This is a genomic window from Streptomyces sp. NPDC088553, assembly GCF_044752965.1.
Taxonomy (GTDB): Bacteria; Actinomycetota; Actinomycetes; order Streptomycetales; family Streptomycetaceae; genus Streptomyces.
Window position 1 is genome coordinate 553861 of sequence record NZ_JBIVMG010000003.1, and the last position, 24174, is coordinate 578034.

General features: G+C 73.2%; 23 protein-coding genes, 1 pseudogene and 1 riboswitch. Of the genes and pseudogenes, 8 read left to right on the forward strand and 16 right to left on the reverse strand.

All coding sequences use genetic code 11. The features are described 5' to 3' along the window. Positions 1 to 157 precede the first annotated feature (157 nt). Together ACIP8Z_RS11795 and ACIP8Z_RS11800 are read left to right on the forward strand one after the other, a co-directional pair. Positions 158 to 1336 carry a Glu/Leu/Phe/Val dehydrogenase dimerization domain-containing protein gene (locus ACIP8Z_RS11795; protein WP_402081841.1) on the forward strand — a complete coding sequence of 393 codons (1179 nt, stop codon included), beginning with the start codon at positions 158 to 160 and terminating at the stop codon, positions 1334 to 1336. A 64-nt stretch (positions 1337 to 1400) separates the two neighbouring features. Next, positions 1401 to 1988, forward strand: a pseudogene (locus ACIP8Z_RS11800) (TetR/AcrR family transcriptional regulator); the annotation flags it as partial. 189 nt (positions 1989 to 2177) lie between these two features. Here the strand turns inward: ACIP8Z_RS11800 and ACIP8Z_RS11805 are convergent. The 3 genes from ACIP8Z_RS11805 to ACIP8Z_RS11815 all read right to left on the reverse strand — a co-directional run bounded on the left by ACIP8Z_RS11805 (position 2178) and on the right by ACIP8Z_RS11815 (position 4581). After that, positions 2178 to 2945, reverse strand: coding sequence for an SIMPL domain-containing protein (locus ACIP8Z_RS11805; protein ID WP_402081843.1), 768 nt, complete (start codon positions 2943 to 2945; stop codon positions 2178 to 2180). A 174-nt stretch (positions 2946 to 3119) separates the two neighbouring features. Further along, positions 3120 to 4229, reverse strand: a complete 1110-nt coding sequence (locus ACIP8Z_RS11810) for a DUF6745 domain-containing protein (protein ID WP_402081846.1) — start codon at positions 4227 to 4229, stop codon at positions 3120 to 3122. A gap of 25 nt (positions 4230 to 4254) precedes the next feature. Then, a complete protein-coding gene (locus ACIP8Z_RS11815) occupies positions 4255 to 4581 on the reverse strand; it encodes a hypothetical protein (protein WP_402081848.1) in 327 nt (108 codons plus the stop codon). Positions 4582 to 4807: 226 nt separating this feature from the next. Between ACIP8Z_RS11815 and ACIP8Z_RS11820 the strand changes: the two genes are divergently transcribed. The 5 genes from ACIP8Z_RS11820 (at position 4808) to ACIP8Z_RS11840 (ending at position 10108) form a co-directional block, all read left to right on the forward strand. Further along, the gene (locus ACIP8Z_RS11820) at positions 4808 to 5773 is read left to right on the forward strand and encodes an STM4015 family protein (RefSeq protein ID WP_402081851.1); all 966 of its coding nucleotides are present in this window, start codon (positions 4808 to 4810) and stop codon (positions 5771 to 5773) included. Then, a complete protein-coding gene (locus tag ACIP8Z_RS11825) occupies positions 5770 to 6945 on the forward strand; it encodes an STM4014 family protein (RefSeq protein ID WP_402081854.1) in 1176 nt (391 codons plus the stop codon). Before ACIP8Z_RS11820 ends, ACIP8Z_RS11825 begins: the two co-directional genes overlap by 4 nt. A gap of 11 nt (positions 6946 to 6956) precedes the next feature. Next, complete coding sequence (locus ACIP8Z_RS11830; protein ID WP_402082363.1) at positions 6957 to 7778, forward strand: STM4013/SEN3800 family hydrolase; 822 nt, start codon at positions 6957 to 6959, stop codon at positions 7776 to 7778. Continuing rightward, entirely contained in the window at positions 7775 to 9112 is a 1338-nt protein-coding gene (locus tag ACIP8Z_RS11835; protein ID WP_402081857.1) for an STM4012 family radical SAM protein, read from the forward strand. The genes ACIP8Z_RS11830 and ACIP8Z_RS11835 overlap by 4 nt, the downstream gene beginning before the upstream one ends. 117 nt (positions 9113 to 9229) lie before the next feature. After that, positions 9230 to 10108, forward strand: a complete 879-nt coding sequence (locus ACIP8Z_RS11840) for an STM4011 family radical SAM protein (protein ID WP_402081860.1) — start codon at positions 9230 to 9232, stop codon at positions 10106 to 10108. Here the strand turns inward: ACIP8Z_RS11840 and ACIP8Z_RS11845 are convergent. After that, positions 10095 to 10889, reverse strand: a complete 795-nt coding sequence (locus ACIP8Z_RS11845; RefSeq protein ID WP_402081862.1) for an SGNH/GDSL hydrolase family protein — start codon at positions 10887 to 10889, stop codon at positions 10095 to 10097. The two genes, ACIP8Z_RS11840 and ACIP8Z_RS11845, sit on opposite strands and share 14 nt — an antisense overlap. A gap of 182 nt (positions 10890 to 11071) precedes the next feature. After that, on the reverse strand, positions 11072 to 12058 hold the full coding sequence (locus ACIP8Z_RS11850) for a peptidoglycan DD-metalloendopeptidase family protein (protein WP_402081865.1): 987 nt from the start codon (positions 12056 to 12058) through the stop codon (positions 11072 to 11074). Positions 12059 to 12062: 4 nt separating this feature from the next. Beyond that, positions 12063 to 12250: riboswitch (cyclic di-AMP (ydaO/yuaA leader) on the reverse strand. A gap of 360 nt (positions 12251 to 12610) precedes the next feature. Here ACIP8Z_RS11850 and ACIP8Z_RS11855 point away from each other — a divergent pair. Next, entirely contained in the window at positions 12611 to 13432 is an 822-nt protein-coding gene (locus ACIP8Z_RS11855) for a tyrosine-protein phosphatase (protein WP_402081867.1), read from the forward strand. A gap of 7 nt (positions 13433 to 13439) precedes the next feature. On the opposite strand, the gene ACIP8Z_RS11860 is transcribed toward ACIP8Z_RS11855, so the two are convergent. From ACIP8Z_RS11860 to hpnC, 11 genes are all read right to left on the reverse strand, one after another. Next, the gene (locus tag ACIP8Z_RS11860) at positions 13440 to 13595 is read right to left on the reverse strand and encodes a DUF6126 family protein (RefSeq protein WP_198955821.1); all 156 of its coding nucleotides are present in this window, start codon (positions 13593 to 13595) and stop codon (positions 13440 to 13442) included. A 34-nt stretch (positions 13596 to 13629) separates the two neighbouring features. After that, positions 13630 to 14289: a helix-turn-helix domain-containing protein gene (locus tag ACIP8Z_RS11865; protein WP_402081870.1), complete on the reverse strand. Its 660-nt coding sequence runs from the start codon at positions 14287 to 14289 to the stop codon at positions 13630 to 13632. An 86-nt stretch (positions 14290 to 14375) separates the two neighbouring features. Continuing rightward, positions 14376 to 15761 (reverse strand): aspartate aminotransferase family protein, encoded by a 1386-nt coding sequence (locus ACIP8Z_RS11870; RefSeq protein ID WP_402081873.1) that lies wholly within the window; start codon positions 15759 to 15761, stop codon positions 14376 to 14378. A gap of 81 nt (positions 15762 to 15842) precedes the next feature. Next, positions 15843 to 16865, reverse strand: coding sequence for an adenosyl-hopene transferase HpnH (gene hpnH / locus ACIP8Z_RS11875; protein ID WP_402081876.1), 1023 nt, complete (start codon positions 16863 to 16865; stop codon positions 15843 to 15845). 7 nt (positions 16866 to 16872) lie between these two features. Next, entirely contained in the window at positions 16873 to 17532 is a 660-nt protein-coding gene (locus ACIP8Z_RS11880) for a 1-hydroxy-2-methyl-2-butenyl 4-diphosphate reductase (protein ID WP_402081879.1), read from the reverse strand. Further along, positions 17532 to 19559 (reverse strand): squalene--hopene cyclase, encoded by a 2028-nt coding sequence (gene shc, locus ACIP8Z_RS11885; RefSeq protein WP_402081882.1) that lies wholly within the window; start codon positions 19557 to 19559, stop codon positions 17532 to 17534. Before shc ends, ACIP8Z_RS11880 begins: the two co-directional genes overlap by 1 nt. Positions 19560 to 19666: 107 nt before the next feature. Next, a complete protein-coding gene (locus tag ACIP8Z_RS11890; protein ID WP_319313591.1) occupies positions 19667 to 20767 on the reverse strand; it encodes a polyprenyl synthetase family protein in 1101 nt (366 codons plus the stop codon). Next, the gene (gene hpnE / locus ACIP8Z_RS11895; RefSeq protein ID WP_402081884.1) at positions 20764 to 22164 is read right to left on the reverse strand and encodes a hydroxysqualene dehydroxylase HpnE; all 1401 of its coding nucleotides are present in this window, start codon (positions 22162 to 22164) and stop codon (positions 20764 to 20766) included. The genes ACIP8Z_RS11890 and hpnE overlap by 4 nt, the downstream gene beginning before the upstream one ends. Continuing rightward, positions 22161 to 22313 (reverse strand): hypothetical protein, encoded by a 153-nt coding sequence (locus ACIP8Z_RS11900; protein ID WP_402081887.1) that lies wholly within the window; start codon positions 22311 to 22313, stop codon positions 22161 to 22163. Before ACIP8Z_RS11900 ends, hpnE begins: the two co-directional genes overlap by 4 nt. Next, positions 22313 to 23263 carry a presqualene diphosphate synthase HpnD gene (gene hpnD, locus ACIP8Z_RS11905; RefSeq protein WP_402081889.1) on the reverse strand — a complete coding sequence of 317 codons (951 nt, stop codon included), beginning with the start codon at positions 23261 to 23263 and terminating at the stop codon, positions 22313 to 22315. Before hpnD ends, ACIP8Z_RS11900 begins: the two co-directional genes overlap by 1 nt. Then, on the reverse strand, positions 23260 to 24171 hold the full coding sequence (gene hpnC / locus ACIP8Z_RS11910) for a squalene synthase HpnC (protein WP_402081892.1): 912 nt from the start codon (positions 24169 to 24171) through the stop codon (positions 23260 to 23262). Before hpnC ends, hpnD begins: the two co-directional genes overlap by 4 nt. Between the last annotated feature and the right edge of the window lie 3 nt (positions 24172 to 24174).

The window sequence follows — 24174 nt, forward strand, 5'->3', positions numbered from 1 at the left end:
TCCTGATCTCTGGGGGTCGTTCCATTATGGGCGGACCGCGCCGCGAACGGTCCGCACGGTCAGCCATACTGAACCGTCATTCAGTACGTCCGGCCGGTCGTACCGGCCTCCCGGCCCCCCGCGCCCGGCCCGCCCGCCCCTCCCGAGGAGATGTCCGATGAGTTCCGCCCCGCTTCTTTCCGTCGGCTGGACCGACCACGTGACCGGTCGCCGGGGCCATCTGGTGGTCGACCGGCTGGTGCGCGGGGTGGCCAGCGGCGGCCTGCGGATGCGGGAGGGCTGCACGGTCGAGGAGGTCACCGGGCTCGCCCGCGGGATGACCATGAAGGAGGCCCTGCACTACGACCCGAAGGCCCGGTACGTGCCGCTGGGCGGCGCCAAGGGCGGCATCGACTGCGACCCCCGCTCCCCCGAGGCGTACGGCGTCCTCGTGCGCTATCTGCGGGCGATGCGGCCGTACGTCGAGCGGTTCTGGACCACCGGGGAGGACCTGGGGCTCACCCAGGACCTGGTGGACCGCGCCGTGGCCGAGGCGGGCCTGGTCTCCTCGGTGCAGGCCGTGTACCCGCTCCTGGACGACGAGGCGGCGGCGCGCGAGCGGCTCGCCGACGCCTTCGCGATCGAGGTCGACGGCATCGGCCTCGACGAGCTGGTCGGCGGTCTGGGGGTCGCCGAGTCGGTCCTCACCGCCCTCGACCGGGCCGACCGGGCGTACGCCGGGACCCGGGTGTCGGTGCAGGGGCTCGGCACGATGGGCGGGGCGACCGCCCGGTTCCTGGCGCGCGCCGGGCTGCGGGTGGTGGCCGTGGCCGACGTCCGGGGCACGATCGTGAACCCGGACGGCCTCGACGTCGAGGCGCTGCTCGCGGCCCGGGACGCCCACGGCGCCGTCGACCGCTCCGCGCTGCGGCCCGGAGACCGTGAGGAGCCCGGGGACGCCTGGCTCGCGGCCGAGGCGGAGGTGCTGGTCCCCGCGGCCGTCTCGTACGCGATCGACGCCGGGAACCAGGGACGGATCACGGCCCGCTGGATCGCCGAGGCGGCGAACATGCCGGTGCTGCCCGAGGCCGAGGAGGCCCTCGCCGCGCGCGGGGTCACGGTGCTGCCCGACGTGGTCGTGAACTCGTGCACGAACGCCTGGTGGTGGTGGACGCTCTTCGGCGACATCGAGGCCGACGCCGACCAGGCCTTCGCCCGCGTGCGCGGGGCCATGCGGACGCTCGTCGACGGGATGCTCGACCGGGCGGAGGCGGACGGCACGAGCCCGCGCGCCGCGGCGCACGCGCTGGTGGACGAGCGGCTGCCGCAGATCGCCGAACGCTACGGCTGGTACTGAACCGCCGCCGCCCCGGAGTCGCTGACGATCATGCCCGCGTCACGTGCTGTGTAAGGTGCGTGACGTGGCAAGAGTGCGGTTGAGCGTGGCCGAGCGGCGGGAGGAGCTGCTGCGGGCCGCCGTCGAACAGATCGAGGCGCGCGGGGTCGCCGCCGTCCGGATCGCCGACGTGGCCTCGGCGCTCGGGGTGAGCAACGCCCTGGTGCTCTACCACTTCTCGTCCAAGGAGCAACTGGTCGCCGCGGCCTTCGCGCACGCCGCCGAGGGCGACCTCGCCCATCTGCGCCGGCTCCTCGGGCGCCGTTCCAGCGCCGCACGCCGCCTCCGGGCCGCCGTGCGCTGGTACGCGCCGACCGGACAGGCCAAGGGCTGGCGGCTCTGGATAGAGGGCTGGGCGGCCTCCCTGCGCGACCCCGGGCTGCGCCGGGTCGCCGCCTCCCTCGATCAGGAGTGGAAGGCCGCGCTGACCCGGGTGATCGCGGAGGGGGCCGAGGCCGGGGAGTTCCACTGCCCCGACCCGGCGGCCGCCGCCTGGCGGCTCACCGCCTTCCTCGACGGCCTCGCCGTCCAGACGACGGCCTACGCCGGCTCCCTCTCCCGCACCGCGATGCTGCGCTGGGCCGACGCCGCCCTCGCCCGCGAGCTGAACCTGCCGGACGAGGGCGAGGGCGAGGGCGTCGGCGTCGGCATCGACGACGACAGCGGCACGGGCCAGGGCCAGGCCGTCCGGGGCGGCGTCAGCGGCGGCGAGAACACCGGCCCGGTCCGGGACGGGGACGACGCGCCCTCCGGCACCTGACCACCGGCTCGGGCGCCGGACCTCCGCGCCGCCCCCACCGGCTCACACCAGCTCGAAGACCGCCGAGACGGTGACCTGCTCCTCGATCTCGCCGGGGGCCATCGGGACGCTCGCCTCGTCGTGGGCGATCCCGGGGGCGGCGCCGGGACCGGGGCGCGCGGACTCCCCCTCGCTGAGCGAGACGAGCCGCCCGAGCTGGTGGCCGCTGAGCCGGGCGTGCTGCGCCGCCTTGTCGTACGCGTCCCGGTAGGCGGCCTCGCGTGCCTTCACCCGCAGGGCCGACGGGTCGGCGACGTCGAAGACGACGCCGTTGATCCGGCCGGAGTCCCCGGTGGCGTCGTTGACGGCGCCGATGACCTGGCCGGCCCGGTCGATCTCGCGGACCTTCACGGAGAAGGACTGCCCGGCCAGGTAGCCGGTCACCTTGCTCTCGCCCGCGGCGTTCTGCGTGTAGACCGGGGACAGCGAGAGGCTGTCGGTACGGATGTCGCGCTCGGCGATCCTCTGCTTGTCCAGCACGGCGAGAAGGGCCTCGGCCGCGGTCTTCTGCGCGGCCATCGCCTCCTTCGCGGTCTTGCGGGTGGCCTCGACCCCGACGGAGAGGATCGCCAGGTCGGGCGCGGCGGACGCCCGGCCGTGGCCGGTGACGGTGACCGTGGCGGGCGCCTCCGCCCGGACGGCACGCGCGGCCGTCCGCTCGGGCGCGGCGGCCAGGGCGGGCGCCGCGGTGCCGGCGAGCAGCCCGCCGAGCACGGCGGTGGCGGCGAGCAGACGGGCGGTACGGGCGGCGCTTGGCCGACGGATCGTCACGGGCGGTCCCTTCGAGGCTGGGTGCCGGGGCTCCGGCGGGCACATCCCAGCACCCGCCACCGCCGCCTCCCGTACGCCACTCCAGACCGCCGACGCCCTTCACCTCTCCGTACCAGTCGCGGCTCGGCACCGGCCGGGCCGCCGTCGCCGGGGCGCCGCTCCCGGGGCGTGCGCTCAGGTCTGGACGAGCGGCTCGTACGCGTCGGGGTGCAGTCCGAAGGTCCAGGCGACGCCCTCCCGCGCGGTCCGGGTCGTCGGCGGGACCCGGAGCCAGTACGTGCGGTGGCTGCCGTCCGGCTCGGGCGTGGAGTTGACCACCTCGACCATCACCACGTCCTCGTCGTCGGCCAGCTCGATCCGCCACAGGACGCCGGTCTCGTCGCGGTGCTGGTGCCGTGCGCCCGAGGCGGCGAGGTAGCGGTCGTATCCGTAGTACTCCAGCATCACGCGCCGCAGTTCGGCGTTCTCCTCCTCCCGTATCCGCTCCGGGGTGAGACCGGCGAGCCCGGCGAGGAAGTCGGCGGGCACGGTCATCCCCCGCCAGGCGTACAGGGCGAAGCCGTCGGCGAAGGCCAGCGCGGGGCCGTCGCCCCGATCGAGCCGCCCGGCCTCGTCCCGGTGCAGCTCGACGGGCCGCTCGCAGACCACGGCGACGTTCTCGTACGGCCACCACCAACCCGCGTGTGCGGCGACGGCGGCGAGGCCCGCGAGGCGGTCGCCGTGACCGGCGAAGGCGGCGAGCCAGGCCGCGTCGTGCTGGCCGAGCACCGCGTCGAGCAGCACGAGCCGTACGGCGGTCGCCTCCCGCCCGGAAGGCGCCGGACGGCCGGCCCCGCCGTCCCCGGCGGCGGGCGCGGTGGCGGCCGACGCGGCCGGGCGGGGCGTGGCGTGGCCGGCGGCGGTCGCGGCCTCCGTCACCCCTGCCCGTATCCGGTCGGCCAGGCTCCGCGTGAGGTCCCAGAGGTGGGCCCCGGTCGCCTGCCAGTGGGCCGCCCAGCCGGCCGGTCCCAGGGCGTCGTGGAGCCGCCGGCGCTCCTCGGCCCACGGCCGGGTGCGCACCTCGTCCCGGACCGAACGGCCCTGGTCGTCCAGTCCCCTTACGAGCGCGACGGCCGCGAGCGGCGAGTCGGCCCAGAGCACGCGCGCCGGTTCGGCGAGGCCCGCCGCGCGGTAGGCGAGCCGGACTCCGGCCTCCGCGGCGGCGCGGTCGGCGGGGCCGGTGGCCGCGGCGACGGACCGCCACGTGTCCAGTGCGGTGGTGCGGTTCGTGTCGGTGTGGTTCATGTGGAAGCCCCCTGGTCCCTCTCGGTCAGTCCGCGACGATCCGGTACGCCCCGGGCACGTACTCCCGCTGGCGCACCACCCGGTACCAGCCCTTGGGCAGCGGTATCGGGGCGTGCTCCTCGTGCACCACCCGGCCGCCCTCGGGCAGTTCGAGCAGGAGCGGGCCGAAGGGCCCCGGCTCCCGGACGAGTCGGCCCGGTCCGGGAATCGCGTGGGCGTGTCCGGTGACCTCGCCGAGGGCCAGGACCAGCCGCCCCCTGCCGTCCCTGGGCTCCCCCGCCGCCGCCTTCACCCGCTCCGGAACGGCCGCCTCCGTGACGGGCGCGATCAGGACGTCTCCCTGCCGGTACATGGCTCTCCCCTCCCCGTTCGGCGCGGTACGGCCGAACACGAGAACGACGCTAGAGGCCGGGTCTGACAATCGGAGCCGGGCTCCGGCCCGACGTCCGCGATCGGCTGCCGGAGCCGGACTGCGGCCCGGAGCCTCGGAGGCCCACCCGCCGGAGGGCGTTGTCGGTGCCGCTTGGTAGAACTCTTGCCATCAGCCGATCCACGCCGTCCGTCGTCCGGGAGCAGTCATGACCGTTGGCCACTACCTCGAGGAATTCCACGGGCTGCCCGTGTTCCCCTTCCAGGACACGGAATCGGACACGCGGGTCGAACTTCCCGACGCCGCGGCGGTCGCCTGGCGGCTCTCGTCGCCGACCTACTGCGAGGACGACGACGAGCAGTGGGGTGCGCAGTTCGAGCGTTTCCTGAAGACGGTCGACGTCGGCCGGGTGCGCGCCCTGGTCGTCGGCGGCTGGGACGAGGCGTACGAGAACTCCTCGGCGGACATCGTCACGGCGCTCATCGCCGCCAACAACCGGCTGACCTCCCTGGAGGCGGTCTTCCTCGGCGACATGACGGGCGAGGACTGCGAGATCTCGTGGATCATCCAGTCTGATGTGACGCCGCTGCTCGCCGCCTACCCGGCCCTGCGGGAGTTCGGGGTGCGCGGGGGTTCGGAGCTGGCCTTCCCCTCGATCCGGCACTCCGGTCTGGAGAGCCTGGTCGTGGAGACCGGCGGTCTGGGTGCCGAGGTCGTGCGCGGGATCGTGGGCAGTGACCTGCCCGCCCTGGAGAAGCTGGAACTCTGGCTCGGCACCGACGAGTACGGCGGCGACAGCACGGCGGACGACCTCGCGCCGCTGCTCTCCGGCGCGGCGTTCCCCGCCCTTCGCTCGCTCGGCCTGCGCAACAGCGTGATCCAGGACGCCGTGGCAGCCGCCGTCGCGGGCGCCCCCGTCCTCGCCCGGATCGAGCGGCTCGACCTGTCGATGGGCGTCCTCACGGACGAGGGCGCGGCGGCCCTGCTCGACGGACAGCCCCTGACCCACCTCAGCCACCTCGACCTCTCCCACCACTACCTGTCCGAGGCCATGCGGGAGCGGGTGCTCGCCGCGCTCACCCCGCACGGCGTGGCCGTCGACCTCGACGACGCGCAGGAGGCGGACGAAGAAGAGGACGGCCGCGTCTGGCGGTACGTCGCGGTCGCCGAATGAGCGCCCACCCGCGCCTCGTGGTCGTCGGGGATCCGGCGGGCCGCCGCGTCGCGTTCTTCCAGGACGCGCTGCGGTCCGCCGGGCTGCCCGGGGCGCGGGTGGTGTCCTGGCCCGAGGTGCTGCGCGGTGCGGCGCGCTTCGCGGCGGGCGAGACCGTACGCCTGGACTCGCCCGGCGAGGACCCGGAGGCCGACCGGCTGCTTCGGGAGGTCGACGATCCGGCGCGGGTCGAGGGCACCGGCCGCTGGTACGCGCGGTTCGTCGCCGTCACCGGGGAACTCGCCCGGTCCGTCGCCGGGGCGGGTGCCGTGCTCGTCGACGACCCCGCCGAGCTGGCGGTGCTGTTCGACAAGCGGCTGAGCCATGGCCTGCTCCGGGCGGCCGGGGTTCCGGTGCCCGAGTCGCCGACGTCCGGCCCCTCCGCCCCGGTGGTACGCGGCTGGGCCGATGTCAGGGCCCTGACCGCCGAGCCCGGAATGCGCCGGGTCTTCGTGAAGCTCGCGCACGGCTCCTCCGCCTCGGGAGTGCTCGCGGTCGAGACGAACGGCGCGGGCCGGGTGCACGCCACCACCTCGGTGGAGCGCGGGCCCGACGGACGGCTCTTCAACTCCCTGCGGGTGCGGCGCTATACGAGCGAGCGCGAGGTCGGCGCGATCGTGGACGCCCTCGCCCCCGACGGGCTGCACGTCGAGCGCTGGCTGCCCAAGGCCGCCCAGGGCGGCCGGGCGGCCGACCTGCGGGTGGTGGTGATCGACGGCCGGGCCACCCACGCCGTGCTGCGCACCAGCCGCTCCCCCATGACCAATCTCCATCTGGGCGGGACCCGGGGCGATCTGCTCGCGGCCCGGGCCGCGATCACCGCGGCCGGCGCTCGGTGGACGGACGCGCTCGGCGTGTGCGAGCGGGGCGCCGCGGTCTTCCCCGGCACCCGGTGCGTGGGCGTCGACCTGCTGCCCTCGACGGGCTGGCGCCGCTTCGCCGTGGGCGAGGTCAACGCCTTCGGCGATCTTCTGCCGGGCCTCACGGGCCTGCCCGGCGGCGGCGCCGAGGGCCTCGACACGTACGCGGCCCAGGTCGCCGCCCAGTTCCCCCGCGCCCACCGCCACACCGACACCAGCACCAGCACCAGCACCAGCACCAGCACCAGCACCACAGGAACGAGCTCCGCGTGAACCAGCCCGACATGAACTCGATCGTCGGGAGCCACGACCTGCTCCTGGTCACCCTCGACACGCTCCGGTACGACGTGGCGGCCGAGCTCGCGGCCGCGGGCCGCATCCCGCACCTGGCCCGTCATCTCCCGGGCGGCGTCTGGGAGCGGCGACACGCGCCCGGCAGCTTCACCTACGCCTCCCACCAGGCGATCTTCGCCGGCTTCCTGCCCACCCCGGCCTCCCCCGGCCCGCACCCGCGGCTGTTCGCGGCGCGCTTCGCGGGCAGCGAGACGACCGCCGACGGCACCTACGTCCACGACACCCCGGACTTCGTGTCCGCCCTCGCGGGCGCGGGCTACCGGACCGTCTGCGTCGGCGGTGTCGGCTTCTTCAACCAACAGCCGCCGCTCGGGACCGTGCTCCCCGGCCTGTTCCAGGAGAGCCACTGGGAGCCGTCGTTCGGCGTGGCCTCCCCCACTTCCTTCGAGTCCCAGGTCACCCGCGCAGAGGAGGTCGTCGCCGGTCTCCCGCACGAGCGGCGGCTGTTCCTCTTCGTCAACGTGTCCGCGCTCCACCAGCCCAACTGGTTCCATCTGCCGGGTGCCGCCCGCGAGGCCGGCGACTCCCGGGCCACCCACGCCGCCGCCCTGGAGTACGTCGACCGGCACATCGGACGGCTCTTCGCCGCGATGAGCAGCCGCCGCCCGTGCTTCGCGATCGTCTGCTCCGACCACGGCACCGCGTACGGGGAGGACGGGTACACCGGTCACCGGCTCGGCCACGAGGTCGTGTGGACGGTCCCGTACGCGCAGTTCGAGCTCGCCGGCCCGGAGCGGGAGGCCGTGGCATGAGCGACAGCGCCGCCCCGCGTCCGTACCGGAGCTACGTCTACGCCTACCCGCACAAGACGGCGTACCGGCCTCTCCCCGACCCCGCGCCCTCGCTCGCCGCGCTCTGGCGGGACGAGCCGAAGGACGCCCTCTCCCTCTACGCGCACATACCGTTCTGCGAGGTCCGCTGCGGCTTCTGCAATCTCTTCACCCGGATCGGCGCCCCCGACGAGCTGACCACGCGCTATCTCGACGCGCTCGACCGCCAGGCCACGGCCGTCCGCGAGGCCCTCGGCGACCGGGACCCGGTACGGTTCGCGACGGCCGCGTTCGGCGGCGGCACACCCACCTTCCTCACCGCCGGCGAGCTGGAGCGGCTCTGCGACATCGCCGAGCAGCGGACGGGCGTGGATCTGCGGGCGGTGCCGCTGTCCGTGGAGACCTCCCCCGCGACGGCGACCGCCGACCGCCTCGCCCTGCTCGCCGAGCGGGGCGCGACCCGGCTCAGCATCGGGGTGCAGAGCTTCGTGGAGGCCGAGGCCCGGGCTGCCGTCCGGCCGCAGCGCCGCGCCGACGTCGAATCGGCCCTCGGCCGGATCCGGGACACCGGCGTCCCCGTGCTCAACATCGACCTGATCTACGGCATCGACGGCCAGACCGAGGAGTCCTGGCGCTCCTCGCTCGACGCCGCCCTCGTCTGGCGCCCGGAGGAGCTGTACCTCTATCCGCTGTACGTGCGGCCGCTCACCGGGCTCGGCCGGATCTCCCCCGCCGCCGACCGGGCGTGGGACGAGCAGCGGCTGCGCCTCTACCGGTACGGCCGGGACCATCTCCTCGCGCACGGCTACGAGCAGGTGTCGATGCGGATGTTCCGCCGCACTGACGCGGCACCGCTCGGCCCCGACGACCACGCCTGCCAGACCGACGGGATGATCGGCCTGGGCTGCGGGGCGCGCTCTTACACCACGACCCTCCACTACTCCTTCGACTACGCCGTCGACATGCGGGAGATCCGTACGATCATCGACGCCTACACGGAGACCGCGGACTTCTCGCGGGCCGAGGTCGGCCGGTGGGTCGACGCCGGGGAGGCCAGGCGCCGCCATCTGCTCCAGTCGCTGCTCCAGGCCGAGGGCATGCCGGTCGCCGGGTACGAGGAGCGGTTCGGCGCCTCGCCGTTCGCGGACTTCCCCGCGGAGCTGGGCCGGTTCGAGGCCCTCGGCTGGCTGGACGAGGAGGCGCCGGCCGGGCTGCTCCGGCTGTCCGCGGAGGGCCTGGCCCATTCGGACGGCCTCGGCCCGGAGCTCTTCTCCCCCTCGGTGCGGGCCGCGATGGCCGCGTACGAGCCGAAGTAGGCGGCGGCCGTGAACCTGACACCGTCACCCATCCCAGGTACGGGCAGGGACCTGACACCGTCGCCGATCCCGGCCACGGGCGCGGGCCCGGGACCGTCCCCGGTCCCGGCCACGGGCATGGACCTGACCCTGCTCTACCGCGGGCCGCTCTCCTCCTGCGACTTCGACTGTCCGTACTGCCCGTTCGCCAAGCGCCGGGACAGCAGGGAGCAGCTGCGCGCGGACCGGGCGGCGCTCGAACGGTTCACCGGGTGGGCCGCCGGGCAGACCGGGGACCGGCTGCGCGTCCTCTTCACCCCGTGGGGCGAGGGCCTGGTCCGCTCCTGGTACCGGCGGGCGCTGGTCGAGCTGTCCCGGCTCCCCCACGTGGAGCGGGTGGCGATCCAGACGAATCTCAGCTGCCGGACCGACTGGCTGGCGGAGGCGGACCCGGAGAGCGTGGCGCTGTGGTGCACGTACCACCCGGGGCAGACGCCGTACGAGCGCTTCCTCGCCAAGTGCGGGGAGCTGGCGGAGCGGGGCGTCCGCTTCAGCGTGGGCGTCGTCGGGCTTCCCGAGCACGCGGAACACGCCCGGCGGCTGCGGACCGCGCTGCCGGCGCACGTCTACCTCTGGGTGAACGCCGCGGAGGGCCACACGTACACCGACGCGGAGGCAGCGGAGTGGACGCGGATCGACCCGCTCTTCCCGTACAGCCGTCATCCGCACCGCTCGGCGGGGCTGCCGTGCCGGACCGGGGAGTCGGTGATCTCGGTGGACGGCGAGGGGACGGTACGGCGCTGCCATTTCGTCAAGGCCGAGCTGGGGAACCTGTACGACGGCTCGTACCGCGCCGCCCTGCGCCCCCGGGCCTGCCCCCTCGCCGTCTGCGACTGTCACATCGGCTACGTCCATCTGGAGACGCTGCCGCTGTACGACGTGTTCGCCGGCGGGGTCCTGGAGCGGATCCCCGCCGTCGTGCACCCGCCGGCGCTCCCCGGAACTACAGGGGCATGAGGTCGGGGCGCTTCGCCTCGACGTGGTCGCCGGAGCTCTCGCCGCGCAGCCGGCGGCCGATCCAGGGCACGAGGTACTCCCTGGCCCAGTGGATGTCGTCCCGGCGTACTTCGAGCGTGCCGCGCGGGGGTACCGGCGGCCACGCCTGGTCCGGGTCGGCGGGCACGGGGATGCCGAGGACCTGGGCGGCGCGCAGGGCGACCCGGGTGTGGCCGTCGGACGAGAGGTGCAGCCGGTCGTCGTCCCAGGCCCGCCGGTCCTGCACGGACTTCAGGGACCAGAGGTCGAGGACCGGGCAGCCGTAGCGGTCCGCGATGGCCCGGACGTGCCCGTTGTAGGTGGCGATCTTGCCGCGCAGGTGCTTGAGGAGCGTGACGCCGCGCGTGTCGAAGCCGGTGGTCACCATCACGGTGCCGACGGCGGAGGTGAGTTCGGCGACGGCGCGCTCGAAGCGCTCGGCGACCTCGTCGGGGTCGGTGCCGGGGCGGATGATGTCGTTTCCGCCGGCGCAGAAGGTCACCAGGTCGGGGGCGAGTTCCTTCGCCCGGGGGACCTGTTCCGCCACGATCTGGTCGAGGAGGCGCCCGCGTACGGCCAGGTTGGCGTAGCGGAAGGCGTCGTGCTCCGGCAGCTGGTCGGCGAGCAGCACCGCGAAGCGGTCCGCCCAGCCGACGTACGTCCCGTCGGGCCCGGGGTCTCCGACGCCCTCGGTGAAGCTGTCACCGATCGCCGCGTACGACCCGAATGCGTTCTTGTCTCTTGATCTCGAATCGTCTGCCACGGGAGCACATCCTTCCCCTTCGGATGTGACCTACGCGACCGTAAGGAGGGGTTGACGTCGGGTGATATATGCCACCGATAAAGAATTTGCCAAGCCGGAATAGACCGGGAACACGCCGGAGGCCCGGCACATGTGTGCCGGGCCTCGGGGCGACGACCGGTGACGCCGGTGGCGACGGAGCGTCAGATGTTCACACCGTGCTGACGAAGGGCGGCGATCGGGTCGATGTCGGAGCCGTAGTCCGGCCCGGTGCGGATCTCGAAGTGCAGGTGCGGGCCGGTGACGTTGCCGGTCGCGCCGGAGAGGCCGATCTGCTCGCCGCCGCTCACGGTCTGGCCGGCGGAGACGGAGATCGAGGAGAGGTGGGCGTACTGCGAGAAGGTGCCGTCGGCGTGCTGGATGACGACCTGGTTGCCGTACGCGCCGCCGTCGCCGGCGGAGTAGACGGTGCCGGGGCCGACCGCGACGATCGTCGTGCCGGTGGAGGCCATGAAGTCGACACCGGTGTGGTAGCCGGAGGACCACATGGAGCCGGCGGCGCGGTACGGGGTGGACATGCCGCCGTTGACCGGGGCGAACCAGCCGGAGGCGGAGGTCGCGGCGCCGGAGGACTGCGCGGTCTTCGCGGTGGACGTGTCCGCGGCCGGGGCGCTCGCGGCCGGGGCGGCCGAGCGCTCGCTGCTCCGGGAGGCGCGCGAGGTGTCGCCGTTCTTCTCGGAGCTCTTGGCGGCGGCCTTGGGCGCGGCGCTCTTCGGCGCGGCGGCCTTGGCGGTGCTCTTGGCGCCGAGGGTGAGCTTCATACCGGGCAGGATGAGCGAGGGGTTCTCGCCGACGACCTGACGGTTGTCCGCGTACAGCTTCTGCCAGCCACCGGTGAGGTGGTGCTCGGCGGCGATCTTCGACAGGTAGTCGCCCCGCACGACGGAGTACGTCTTGGGAGCGGCCTTCGCGGCGGCGGGCGCCGCCTTGGCGACGGCGGGGGCCTTCACCTGGGCGGCGGCGCTGACGGCCTGGCCGGGAGCGGCGGCCGGGGCGGCCTGCTCGGCGGCGTGGGCGCCGGTGGCACCGAGGAGCGGGAGGGCGACGACGGCGCCTCCCGTACCGGCGGCGGCGATTCCGCGGGTGAGGCGGTTGGACTTGATGCGGCGGTGCTTACCCTTCGCGGGCATGGCGAATTCCTCTCCGGCGCCTACGAGGTGAGCTGTCGGGTTCGGACTGGAGATGTCCGGCCGCGCTCTCACGCGGCTTCACCCCGAGCCGTCCTGCGTCGCGGGACCGGCGTACTTCCTGGGTCCCCCGCTCCTGCCACGCATGGGATGAGTGGAATTCCGGACGGTGGCAGGATTCGGCGGTCCGACCGGATTGACGGTGACGCTAGACGAGCGGGGTCGGCGCGAACAAGCCAATGATTTCTCCCGGCTTTCCGGCTACGGCCTTTCACCCGGAATTCCGGTCACCCTCCGTGGATGACGGACCCTCGATTTCCGTTTTACGTACGGCAATTGCTCGGGCCCGTCGGCCACGATCCGTCACTTCTATGACCCTGCTCACGCGTCGAAGCCCATCTCGCCTGTAAACAGGTCGCGTTATACGCAAGGCCTCAATTCGGACAGATCACCCATTCCCGTCCTGGGGGGTGCACCATCGCGGCCCCACCTGGATGATTGCCCCTGGAACCGATCTCGCGTCGGGCACCCGAACGTCGACCACCAGGAGCATCCGTGACGCAGCAGCTGCCGCAGGTCCCGCCCATCGAAGCGAACGAACCCGAGCTGGCCGAGGTCCGCAACTTCCGGGACGTGGGCGGCCTGCCGACGACGGACGGGCGTGCCGTGCACCCCGGCCGCCTCTACCGCAGCGGCCACCTCGCCCACGCCACCGAGGAGGACATCGCCTTCCTCGACTCGCTCGGCCTGCACACCGTCTTCGACTTCCGGAACCTCGCCGACCGGCATGTCGAGGGCCCGGACGTCGATCTTCCGGGTGTACGGAACGTGAACATACCCCTCAACGACCCCGCCGACGGAAAGGAGTTCTGGAAGCTGGTCCGCGACGGCGACATCGAGCAGCTGCGGGGCATCCTCGGCGACGGCAAGGCCGCGACCCGAATGTCCGACTCGTACAGGAAGATGGTGGTCGAGCGGACCACGGAGCACAGCCGGGTCCTGCACGCGCTGGCCGAGGACAGCCTCCCCGCCCTGATGCACTGCGCGGCCGGCAAGGACCGCGCCGGGCTGTCCATCGCGATCACCCTGCTGGCCCTCGGGGTCGAGCGGGAGGCGATCGAGGCCGACTACGTGAAGTCGAACGACCCGCACCGCCGCTACAAGGTACGCCGCAGCTCCACCGCCCCGGACGCGATGTCGCCCGAGGTGATGGAGCTGCTGAGCCCGCTGTTCGACGCGCGGGTGGAGTATCTGCGGGGCGCCTTCGAGACGATCGAGGCGACCTGGGGCTCGGTGGACGCCTACCTCTCGAAGGGCCTGAAGCTGTCCCCGGAGACCCGTGAGCGACTGCGCGAGCGGCTGCTCACGGAGGCGTGACCAGGACCTACTGGTTCTGCCCGCCGAGCATGAAGAGCAGGTAGAGGAAGCCGGCGAAGAGGTGGCCGGCGATCAGGTAGGCGAAGAGGCGCAGGACGAGACCCTTGGGGAACTTGCCCTCGCCTCGCTCCTCGCCGGTGACAGCTCGTGACTTCTCGGACATCTCGGTCCTTTTCTGTCGAAGGAAATGCGCGGGATCAGCGACGGTGCGGAGTTCCGTCGCCGAGACACAGCTCGGCGACGGGGCTCTGCATCAGGGTGTGGACGAAGAGCAGCTCGGCCCCGCCGGGGGTCGCCGCCCCGATCCGGTGCGGGGTCAGCGAGTCGAAGTGCGCGCTGTCCCCGGGATCGAGGACGTGGACGGCCTCGCCGAGCGCGAGCCGCACCCGGCCCTCCAGGACGTGGATCCACTCCTCGCCGGCGTGGACGCGCACGATGTCACCCCGGGTGGCGTACGGCACGTGGACCCGCAGACACTGCAGGGCCCGCCCGGCACCGCCCGCCTGGCGGTAGATCCAGCCGTCGGCCTCGACGGGTTCGGAGCGCCCGGCACGGACGACGGGATCGCGCTCGGGAGGCGTCTCGCCGAGGAGCTCGGAGACCGTCGTACCGTAGATACGGGCGAGGGCCAGCAGCATCGGGAGCGAGGGCTGCCGGTTCCCCGTCTCCAGACGCGAGAGGTGGGCCGGCGAGAGGCCGGCCCGCTGGGCGGCGGCCTCCAGGGTGAGTGCCCGGCGGCGGCGCAGGGCCCGCAGCTGCGGGGCGACGTCGGGCAGGACGTCGGGGCCGACGGTGCCAGGGGCACCGGGAGCCGGGGTGACGGGGTCCGGGGAGGCTTCCCCGGGGACGTGGTCCATGCGTCCATTCCGCCAGGATCGTGCCTCTGAGGCAAGTTTCTTGCCTCAGAGGCAAAACCCGGGGTCGTACGTTCGGCGGTCAGCGGTCAGCGCTGGGCGACCGCCTGTTTCACCAGGGTCTTACCGAAGTCCCACATCAGCCCGCCGCCCCCGTGGGCGTCGTCCATGACCGCGGTGAAGGCGGTGACGAACCGGTCCACGTCCGCCTCGTCGATGACCAACGGCGGGATCAGCTTGATCACCTCCAGCTGGTCCCCGGAGACCTGGGTGAGGATCTGGTGCCGCTGGAGCAGCGGGACGACGACCATCTGGGCGAAGAGGCCCTTACGGGCCGCCTGGAGCATGGTCCAGCGGCCGCGCAGCCCCAGCGAGGAGGGGCGGCCGAACTCGATCCCGATCATCAGCCCGCGCCCGCGGATCTCGTGGAGCAGCTCGTACCGGGGCACGAGCTCCTTCAGCCGCCCGGAGAGCAGATCGCCGATCCGGCGGGCGTGCGCGACCGTCCCCTCGTCCTCCATGACCGCGAGGACGGCGAGCCCGGCCGCCATGGCCTGCGCGTTCGATCCGAAGCTCGCCGAGTGGACCAGGACCCGGTCCATCGACGAGTAGACCTTCTTGAAGATCCAGTCCTTGCCGAGGGTGGCGCCGACCGGCACGTAGCCGCCGGAGAGCGCCTTGGCGACACAGACCAGGTCGGGTTCGACGCCGTCCTCGTGCTGGTACGCGTAGAAGTCGCCGGTCCTGCCGAGGCCGGTCTGCACCTCGTCGGCGATGAGCAGCGCCCCGTGCCGGTGCAGCAGTTCCTGGGCGGCGCGCAGGAAGCCCGGCGGGGACTCGTGGACGCCCTTGCCCTGGATGGGTTCGACGACGAAGGCGGCCACGTCTCCCTTGCACAGCTCCCGCTCCAGGGCGTCGAGGTCGCCGAGCCCGATCGCCGTGTCGGGCAGCAGCGGGGCGAAGCCGTCCCGGAAGCCGTTCTCGCCGTTGACGGAGAGGGAGCCGGTGGTGAGCCCGTGGAAGGCGTGGGTGCAGTAGAGGACCCTGGGCCGCCCGGTGGCGTACCGGGCGAACTTGAGGGCGGTCTCCACGGCCTCCGTGCCGCTGTTGCCGAAGAAGACCCGGTCGAGGTGCGGGCTGTGGGCGAGCAGCCGCTCGGCGAGGAGTCCGGGCAGCGGCTGGCAGTCGAAGCGGGTGAGGTCGGCGAGCTGGGCGTCCAGGACGTCGTGGAGGGCCTTGCGGACGACGGGGTGGTGCCGTCCGAGGCCCATCACGCCGAAGCCGGCGAGCATGTCGAGGTGGTCGACCCCGTCGGCGTCCCAGAAGTGGGCCCCCTCGGCCCGCTCGTACACCTTGTCGAATCCGATGGTGTGGAGCATGCGCGGCAGCTGGTGGTTGAGATGGCGGGCGTGCAGCTCGTACCGCTCGCCGCCGCGCTCGGCGAGCAGCGCCCGCAGGTCGAACTCACCCTTCACGGTCGTTCACCCGCTCCCTGGTCGCTCACCCGTTCCACGGGCGATCACCGGCTTCATGGGCGGTCACCCTTTCGCGGTCGCTCACCCGTTGTTCCCGGAGACGGTCTCCCTGATCGCGCGCAGGGATTCCTTGAGGGAACCCATGGTGGCGAGAACGGCGGTGGGCTCGTAGCCGCAGTGCGCCATGCAGTTGGCGCAGCGCGGGTCCTTGCCGCGGCCGTACTTGTCCCAGTCCGTCTCCTCGATGAGTTCGCGGTACGTGGGGACGTATCCGTCGCTCATCAGATAGCAGGGTCGCTGCCAGCCGAAGAGCGAATAGTTCGGAATGGCCCAGGCGGTGCACGGGAAGTCCGCCTTTCCTTCCAGGAAGTCCAGGAAGAGCGGCGAGTGGTTGAGCCGCCAGCGGCGCCGGTTCCCGCCCGCGAAGGCCTTCTTGAAGAGCTCTCGGGTCTGCTCGACGCCGAGGAAGTGCTCCTGGTCGGGGGCCTTCTCGTACGCGTACGCGGGAGAGATCATCATCTCGTCGACCTGGAGGTCGTCGTTGAGGTAATTGAGCACCTCGATGATGGTCTGCGGGGTGTCGGTGTTGAAGAAGGTCGAATTGGTGGTGACGCGGAAACCGCGCCGCTTGGCCTCCTTGATGGCCGCCACCGCCTCGTCGAACACGCCTTCCTTGGCGACGGATTCGTCGTGCCGCTCGCGCAGGCCGTCGATGTGCACGGCGAAGGCGAAGTACGGCGAGGGCGTGAAGTTCTCCAGCTTCTTGCGCAGCAGCATCGCGTTGGTGCAGAGGAAGACGTACTTCCGCTTGGCCACCAACTGGCGCACGATCTCGTCGATCTGGGGGTGCATCAGGGGCTCGCCGCCCGCGATGGACACCATGGGGGCGCCGGACTCGAGGACGGCACCGACCGCCTGGGCGACCGGCATGCGCTGCTTGAGGACACCTGCCGGGTGCTGGATCTTTCCGCAGCCCTCGCACTTGAGGTTGCAGGCGAACAGCGGCTCCAGCTCGACGATCAGCGGGAACTTCTCACGCTTGCGGAGCTTCTGTTCGAAGAGATAGGTCCCGACCCGGATGGACTGACGGAGCGGCATGGCCATAACTCGCTCACCTCCTGGGGAGCAGCAAAGAACGGTGCCATTCGAAGAATGCGGGAAGGACGGCACGAAGAACACGGAAGGCCGATATTCCCCCGCGTACCGTGCCGATCCGGACCAGTTCATGTTCTGGAGCGTCCACGACCACCCGGACGGCCGCAACCGGGCGCGCGTCCGGCCCCGGACCGCCGCGGGCCGTCCCGAGCGTCGCGGCGGACTCCATGTCGACGGCGATGGCGCCGGTGGCGCGCAGCGCGGCCCGCTCGGGGCCGCGCACCACGTGGTCGGAGCCGGTCAGCGGCCCGGTGTGGACGGCCCGCCCGGGAACGGCCCTGACCAGGGCCTTCACCAGCAGATCGGTACCGGTGCAGGAGATCGTGCCGTCGGGACCGCGGGTCTCGTCGGCGACGATCAGGTCCCCCGGGTGCATCCCGGGGGCGAGCCCCGCGCAGAAGCCGGAGGCGATGACGGCGGCGTCCTGCCATCCGTGCGCGCCGAGGGCCCGGGAGACGGCCCTGCGGGCCCGGTCGGGCCCCATGCCCGTACGGAGCACGGTGACGGGCCCGGGGGCGCCGGCCCGGTCCCCGCTGCGCAGGGCGAGCTGCTCGATGCCGAGGGCGCAGGCGATCAGCAGCGGCGATGGGGCGCCGGGGCCCGGCTCGCGCCCCATCAGCGGGCCTTGCCGGGCGAGGGCTCCCCGTACACGTAGCGTCCGAGCGCCGTGAGCGGGAAGACCTGACGGTAGAGGTGGTAGTTGATCGAGAAGTCCCAGGGGAAGCCGGTGCCCGTGAAGTACGGCTCGTCCCAGGAGCCGTCCTCGCGCTGCGTCTCGGCCAGCCAGGCGACGCCCCGCCGGACGGCTTCGGAGTCCCGCTCGCCGGCCGCGAGGAGGGCGATCAGCGCCCAGGCGGTCTGGGAGGCGGTGGAGGCACCGCGCCCGATCCACTCCTCGTCGTGGTACGAGCGGAGGTCCTCGCCCCAGCCGCCGTCCTCGTTCTGGACGGACCCGAGCCAGCGGACCGACCGGCGGATCGCCGGATGGGAGACGGGCAGCCCGGCCGCGGTGAGCGCGGGGAGCACCGAGCCCGTGCCGTACACGTGGTTGACGCCCCAGCGGCCGAACCAGGCGCCGTTCGGCTCCTGCGCGGCGAGCAGCCACTCGATTCCCCTGCGGGTACGGGGGTCCTGGGCCAGTCCCTCGAAGGCGAGCATCTCCACCACATGGGCGGTGACGTCCGCGGAGGGCGGGTCGATGACCTCGCCGAAGTCGCAGAACGGCAGCTTGTTGGGGAGGGCGCTGGTGTTGTCGGCGTCGAAGGCGCCCCAGGCGCCGCCCTTCGACTGCATCCCGAGCGTCCACCGCGCGCCCCGGGCGACGGCCGCCTCCAGCCGAGCCGGGTCGGGGTGCCTGACCCTGCGGAAGGCGAGGAGCACCTCGGCGGTGTCGTCGATGTCGGGGTAGTTGTCGTTGTGGAACTCGAACGCCCAGCCGCCCGGGGGCAGTCCGGGCCGCCGTACGGCCCAGTCCCCGGTCCTGGTGATCTCCTCGTCGAGCATCCAGTCGACGGCCTTCACCAGGGCCGGGTGGTCGGGTGCGAGCCCGGCGTCGGCGAGCGCGATGGTGGCGAGGCAGGTGTCCCAGACGGGCGACTGGCAGGCCTCGATCATCCGCGAGCCGTCCTCGCGCCACACGGCGAACCGGTCGAGCGACGCGAGTCCGGCGCGCATGACGGGGTGCTGGAGGTCGTAGCCGAGGAGGTGGAGGGCGATGACCGAGTAGACGGCGGGCGGCTGGATGCCGCCCCAGCAGCCGTCGTTCTCCTGGCGCTCGATGATCCAGCGCGCGGCCTGGTTCATCGCGGTCCTGCGCAGGGCGCGCGGCGCCACCCGGTGGTAGAGGTGCAGTGCCTTGTCGAGGCGCTGGAAGAGCCCGTCCCAGCCGGTGGCCGGAGCGAGCGGCGTGGGCGGGTTCGGGCGGGCGGGGTCGGTGTGCAGCTCGTCGAGCGGGAAGGGCGCGGGGCGAACCGGACGCTTCGCGGAGACCACGGTGAGCGGCACGATGGTCTGGCGGGCCCAGCAGCCGAAGTCGTAGATGTTGAGGGGGAACCACTTGGGCAGGAAGAGCAGTTCCGGGGGCAGCTCGGGCAGGTCCTCCCAGCGCCACCAGCCGAAGAGGGCGAGCCAGATCCTGGTGAAGACCCGGGCGGCGGCGATACCGCCGGCGGCGCGGACCCAGGCGGAGGCCCGGGCCATGTGCGGGGCCTCGGGCGGGTCCCCGGCGAGCCGCAGGGCCACATAGGCCTCGACGGTGGCGGAGAGGTCGCCCGGCCCGCCGTAGAAGGTCGCCCAGGCGCCGTCCTCGCGCTGTTCGCGGCGGATGTGGAGGGCCGCGGCGTGCGTGGTGTCGGCGTCGAGGATGCCCAGGAACTGGCGGAGGAGGAGGTCCTCGGCGTCCATGGTGACGTTGGTCTCCAGGTCGCCCTTCCACCAGCCCTCGGGGTCCTGCCGGGCGAGGAGGTGTCCGGCGGCCCGTTCCGCCGCCCGCGCGGCGGCCCCGTCGAGGCCGGAGGCGTCCGGCGGGGCGGTCCCGCCGGGCCCCGGCGCGGCGGCACCACCGGGCCGGGGCTCGTTCGTCGTGCTGGCCGCGGCTGCCCGGGGGCCCACGGCCCCGGCGCTTCCGTCGGTCGTCGCTGTCATGGCTTCCCCTTTGCGCAGTCGGTTACTTCTGCTTCTACGGGTCTGCCGTCGGCCGGCGCCGGGTGGCACCGGCCGGCGACCGCGAACTCATATCAGGGTGATGGTGATCATCTCTTCCGTACGACCACGAAGTCGGCCAGCGCCACGAGCTGCGCCCGCACCCGGGCGGGCATGTCCACCTCGTCGAGTGCCTCGATGGCGATCGTGTGCTGGCGGCGGGCCTCCTGGGAGGTCCACTCGCGCCCTCCGGCCTCCTCGATGAGGGCCGCGCGGGTGGCGAACTCCTCCTCGGAGAAGGTGTCGAAGTCATTGGACTTGGCGTCCGCGGCGAGCAGTTCGCCGAGCCGCTCGGACGCGGGGCCGCCGGCGGCGAGGGCCGCGACGACCGGCAGGGACTTCTTGCGCTGGCGCAGATCGCTCCAGGTCTGCTTGCCGGTGGCCTCCGGGTCGCCCCAGATGCCGAGCAGGTCGTCGACGGCCTGGAAGGCGAGCCCGAGGTGGTACCCGTACTCCTCCAGCTTGTCGGCGGTGCGGTCGTCGGCCCCGCCGAGGACGGCGCCGATGGAGACCGCGCAGGCGAGCAGGGCGCCCGTCTTGTTGCCCTCCATCTCCAGGCACTCCTCGACGGTGACCCGCTCGCGGTGCTCGTAGGAGATGTCCTGGGCCTGGCCGTCGATGAGCTTGCGGCTCGCGGTGGTGAGCCGGCGGGTCGCCCGGCCGGCCTCCACCGTGCCGAGCTCCAGCAGGATCTCGTTGGCCAGGGCGAACAGGGCGTCGCCGACCAGGATGGCCTGCGCGGGGCCGTGCACCTTCCACACGGTGTCGCGGTGGCGGCGCTGCTCGTCCCCGTCCATCAGGTCGTCGTGCAGCAGCGAGAAGTTGTGGACGAGTTCCACGGCGACGGCACCGGGGATCCCCACCTCGGGGGCGACGCCCGCGGCCTCGGCCGACAGCAGGGCGAGCGCGGGGCGGACGGCCTTGCCGCTGTCCCCCTCCGTGGGGTTGCCCTGCGCGTCGATCCAGCCGAAGTGGTAGGCGGCCACGGTGTCCATGGGCGGCGCGAGGCGGTCGACGGCCGCCCGCAGTACGGGGGTGGACAGAGTCCGCCCCCGCTCCAGCAGTGCGGACACGTCCGCGGTGTCGACGGCCGGATTACCCGGCGGCACAGTCGGCACGGTCTCTCCTCTTGTTCCGGTAATCACACTCATGCCGCCTCCTGCAGCGGATGGTCATGGCGGCGGCCGAGGGCGGAGAGCGCGGCACCCGCGGCGCTGAAACCACTGCGGACGGCACCCTCCATGGTCGCGGGCCAGCCGGTGGCGGTCCAGGCCCCGGCCAGGAAGAGCCCCGGTGCCTGGGTGCGGGCGCCGGGGCGTAGCCGGCCGACGCCCGGGGTGGGGGCGAACGTGGCCGTCCGCTCCCTGGTGACGAAGAAGTCGCGGATCCCGGCGCCGCGCGCGGCGGGCAGCAGCCGCTCCAGCTCGGGAAGGTACTTCGCGCGCAGGGCGGCGACGGGCTCGTCGATCTCGTCCTGGGCGGCGGACTGGGAGACGGCGAGGTACTGGCCCCCGCCGGTGAGCCCGGAGGAGTCCGTGCGGTCGAAGACCCACTGCACCGGGGAGCCGAGCGCGGTGAAGAACGGCCGCTTCAGCACCTTGCGGTCGTAGATCACGTGCAGGTTGAGGATGGGCGCGGTGGCGATGTCGAGCAGCCGGTCGGGGTCGTCGAGGGCGCCCTCGGGCAGCAGGCCGTGGGTCTCCTGCTGCGGTACGGCGAGGACGACGGTGTCCGCGACGAGCGTCTCGCCGGGTACGTCGACGGCCCAACGCCCGTCGTCGGTACGGGAGATCCGCTCGGCCTTGGTACGGAGCGCGGTGCGCACGCCGAGGGCGTCGAGCTCCTTCGCGGCCCGGGTGTCGTGGAGTTCGCCGAGCGGGACGTGGGCCCAGCCGATGTCGGCGGCACCGGGCTCGGAGAGGAGTCCGGTCTTGAAGACCATCGCGGCCAGTCCCATGGAGGCCTGCGGGGCGGGGGCGTTGAGGGTGGGGATGCCGACCAGGTCCCAGAGGGCGTCGACGGTCCGCGGGGACTGGCCGTGCCGGCCGAGCCAGGTGGCGAAGTCGATGCCGTCGAGCGCGGGGTCGGCGGGGTCGAGCTTCCGCAGGGCGAGCGCGGCCCGGCCGACGGAGGCGCGCTCGGCGAGCGAGAGGTGCGGGTAGGTCGCGAGGCTGCGTGCCAGATGCAGCGGTACGGGGAGGTCGTCGCGGCGGATCCGGCCGAGCCTCGGCCCGCGCGGGTGCGCGACGTCGAGGACGGGGACGTCGAGGCGGTCCTGGAGGGGGGCGAGCCGGGCGGCGTCGACCCGGTCGAGGAACCAGCGGTAGGCGGTGCAGCAGCGCAGGTAGACGTGCTGGCCGTTGTCGACGGTGAGGTCGCCCCGGCGGAAGGAGAAGGCGAGGCCGCCGAGCCGGGGCCTGCCCTCCAGGAGGGTGACGCCGACGCCGGCTTCGGCGAGCTGGAGGGCGGCGGTGATGCCGGCGAGCCCGCCGCCGACGACGACGGCCTGCGGCTGCCGGGTGTGCTGCCCGGTTCCTTCGTGGGTCACACGGCCTCCCTTCGGATCGTGGCGGTGAGGGTCGTGGCGGTCAGGGTCGGCGCGGGCGGGGTCGTCATGACCCGGGCCGCCCACGGCAGGGACGCCGGTGCGGTTCCTTGGGTTGCCCGGCGGGCGGGGACGGCGGTGTACGGAGGCATCAGGCACGCCTCCTGACGGTGCGCCGGGCGACGGTGCGGGTGTCCAGGCCGGAGAGGCCGCGCACCGCGACGTACGCCTTCTCCCGGCCCGGCAGCGAGACGCGGCCTCGCAGCACGGCCTCGGGGTCGCGTTCGATCCGGTCGAGGAGACGGCGGTAGATGCCGGCCATGGCGGCGACACAGGCGCCGCTGCGCCGGTCGAGCATGGGCAGCAGCCGGTAGCCCTCGGCGAACAGGGCGCGGGCGCGCCGCACTTCGAAGTGGACGAGCCCGGCGAAGTCGGCGCCGGCGGGCGGCTTCTCGCTGCCGAAGCCGTCACCGCAGCCGAACTTGGCGAGGTCGTCGGCGGGCAGATAGGTCCGCCCGTTCCCGGCGTCCTCGCGTACGTCCCTGAGGATGTTGGTGAGTTGGAGCGCGAGACCCAGGGTGTCGGCGTACTCGGGGGCGCGGTCGGCGCCCGGGGCACCGGGCTGGGTGCCGAAGACGCCGAGGGAGATCCGGCCGATCGCCCCGGCGACGCAGCGGCAGTAGACCTTGAGGTCGTCCCAGGTCTCGTAGGTCGCGCCGTGCACGTCCATGAGGACGCCGTCGATGAGTTCGTCGAGGCCGCCGAGCGGGATCGGGAAACGGCGGGCCGAGTCGGCGAGGGCGACGGCGACCGGGTCGGTGTCGTCCTCGTCGATCTTCCCGGCACGGATCCGGTCGAGCAGCTCGCGGGTGGTCTCCAGGCGTTCCCGCTTGGCCTCGGGCGCGAGGGTGCCGTCGCCGATGTCGTCGACGCGCCGGGAGAACGCGTACAGCGCGGACATCGCCTGGCGCTTCTCGGTCGGCAGCAGCCGGATTCCGTAGGCGAAGTTCCGGGCCTGCTGTCCGGTGACCGCCTCGCAGTAGCTGTAGGCGGCCAGGACCGGTGCGGACTGCTGGGGCTGTGCCTCCACGGTCGCGCTCACCCCTCTCTCCGCGCCCGGAGCAGAACCGCTCCCACCTGGCGCATCAGGCTCGGCTTGGTGGCCTTCGGTGGGCCGGTCAGCACGTCGTATCCGGCGTCGGTGATCGCGTCGAGCGCCGCGAGTCCCCCGGCGGTGAAGCCCGCCAGGAGGAGACGGAGCCGGCCGTGGACGCTGCCGACGAGCGGGGCGCCCGCGTGGAGCAGGTCGCGGGCCCGCCCGGCCTCGAAGGCGATCAGGGCGCGGACGGAGGCGCCGGCGGTGGGCCGGGCGAGGTCGCTCTCGGTGACGTGGAACCGCTTGAGGTCCTCGGCGGGGAGGTAGACGCGGTCGTTGCCGAAGTCCTCGGCGACGTCCTGGAGGTGCTCGACGATCTGGAGGGCGGTGCAGATCTCGTCGGAGCGCCTGACGCGTTCGGGGGTGTCGGTGCCGGTGATGGCGAGGACGAGCCGCCCGACGGGGTTGGCGGAGAGCTCGCAGTACGCGAGGAGGTCGTCGTACGTCTCGTAGCGGCCGACCTGCTGGTCCTGGCGGTTGGCGGCGATCAGGCCGAGGAACGGCTCGGTGGTGAGCCCGCACCGGCGCACGGTCGGCTGGAGGCCCTGGAGGAGGGGATGGCGGGGGGTGCCGTCGAAGACGCGGTGGAGGTCGGCCTCGAAGGCGTCGAGGAAGGCGAGCCGGTCCTGCGCCGTCTCCGGGTCGAGACCGAGGTGGCGGGCGTCGGCTCCGCCGGGGGCGAGGTCGCCGTCGCCGATGTCGTCGACGAGGCGGGCGAAGCCGTAGACCGCCATCAGGTCGTCGCGCCAGGCCCGGGGCAGGAAGAACGGGGCCACGGGGAAGTTCTCGTCCGCGGCCTTGCCGAGGGTGGTGCGCGAGGAGGCGTCGGTGCGCGCCTGCCGGGTGTCCGTCACAGG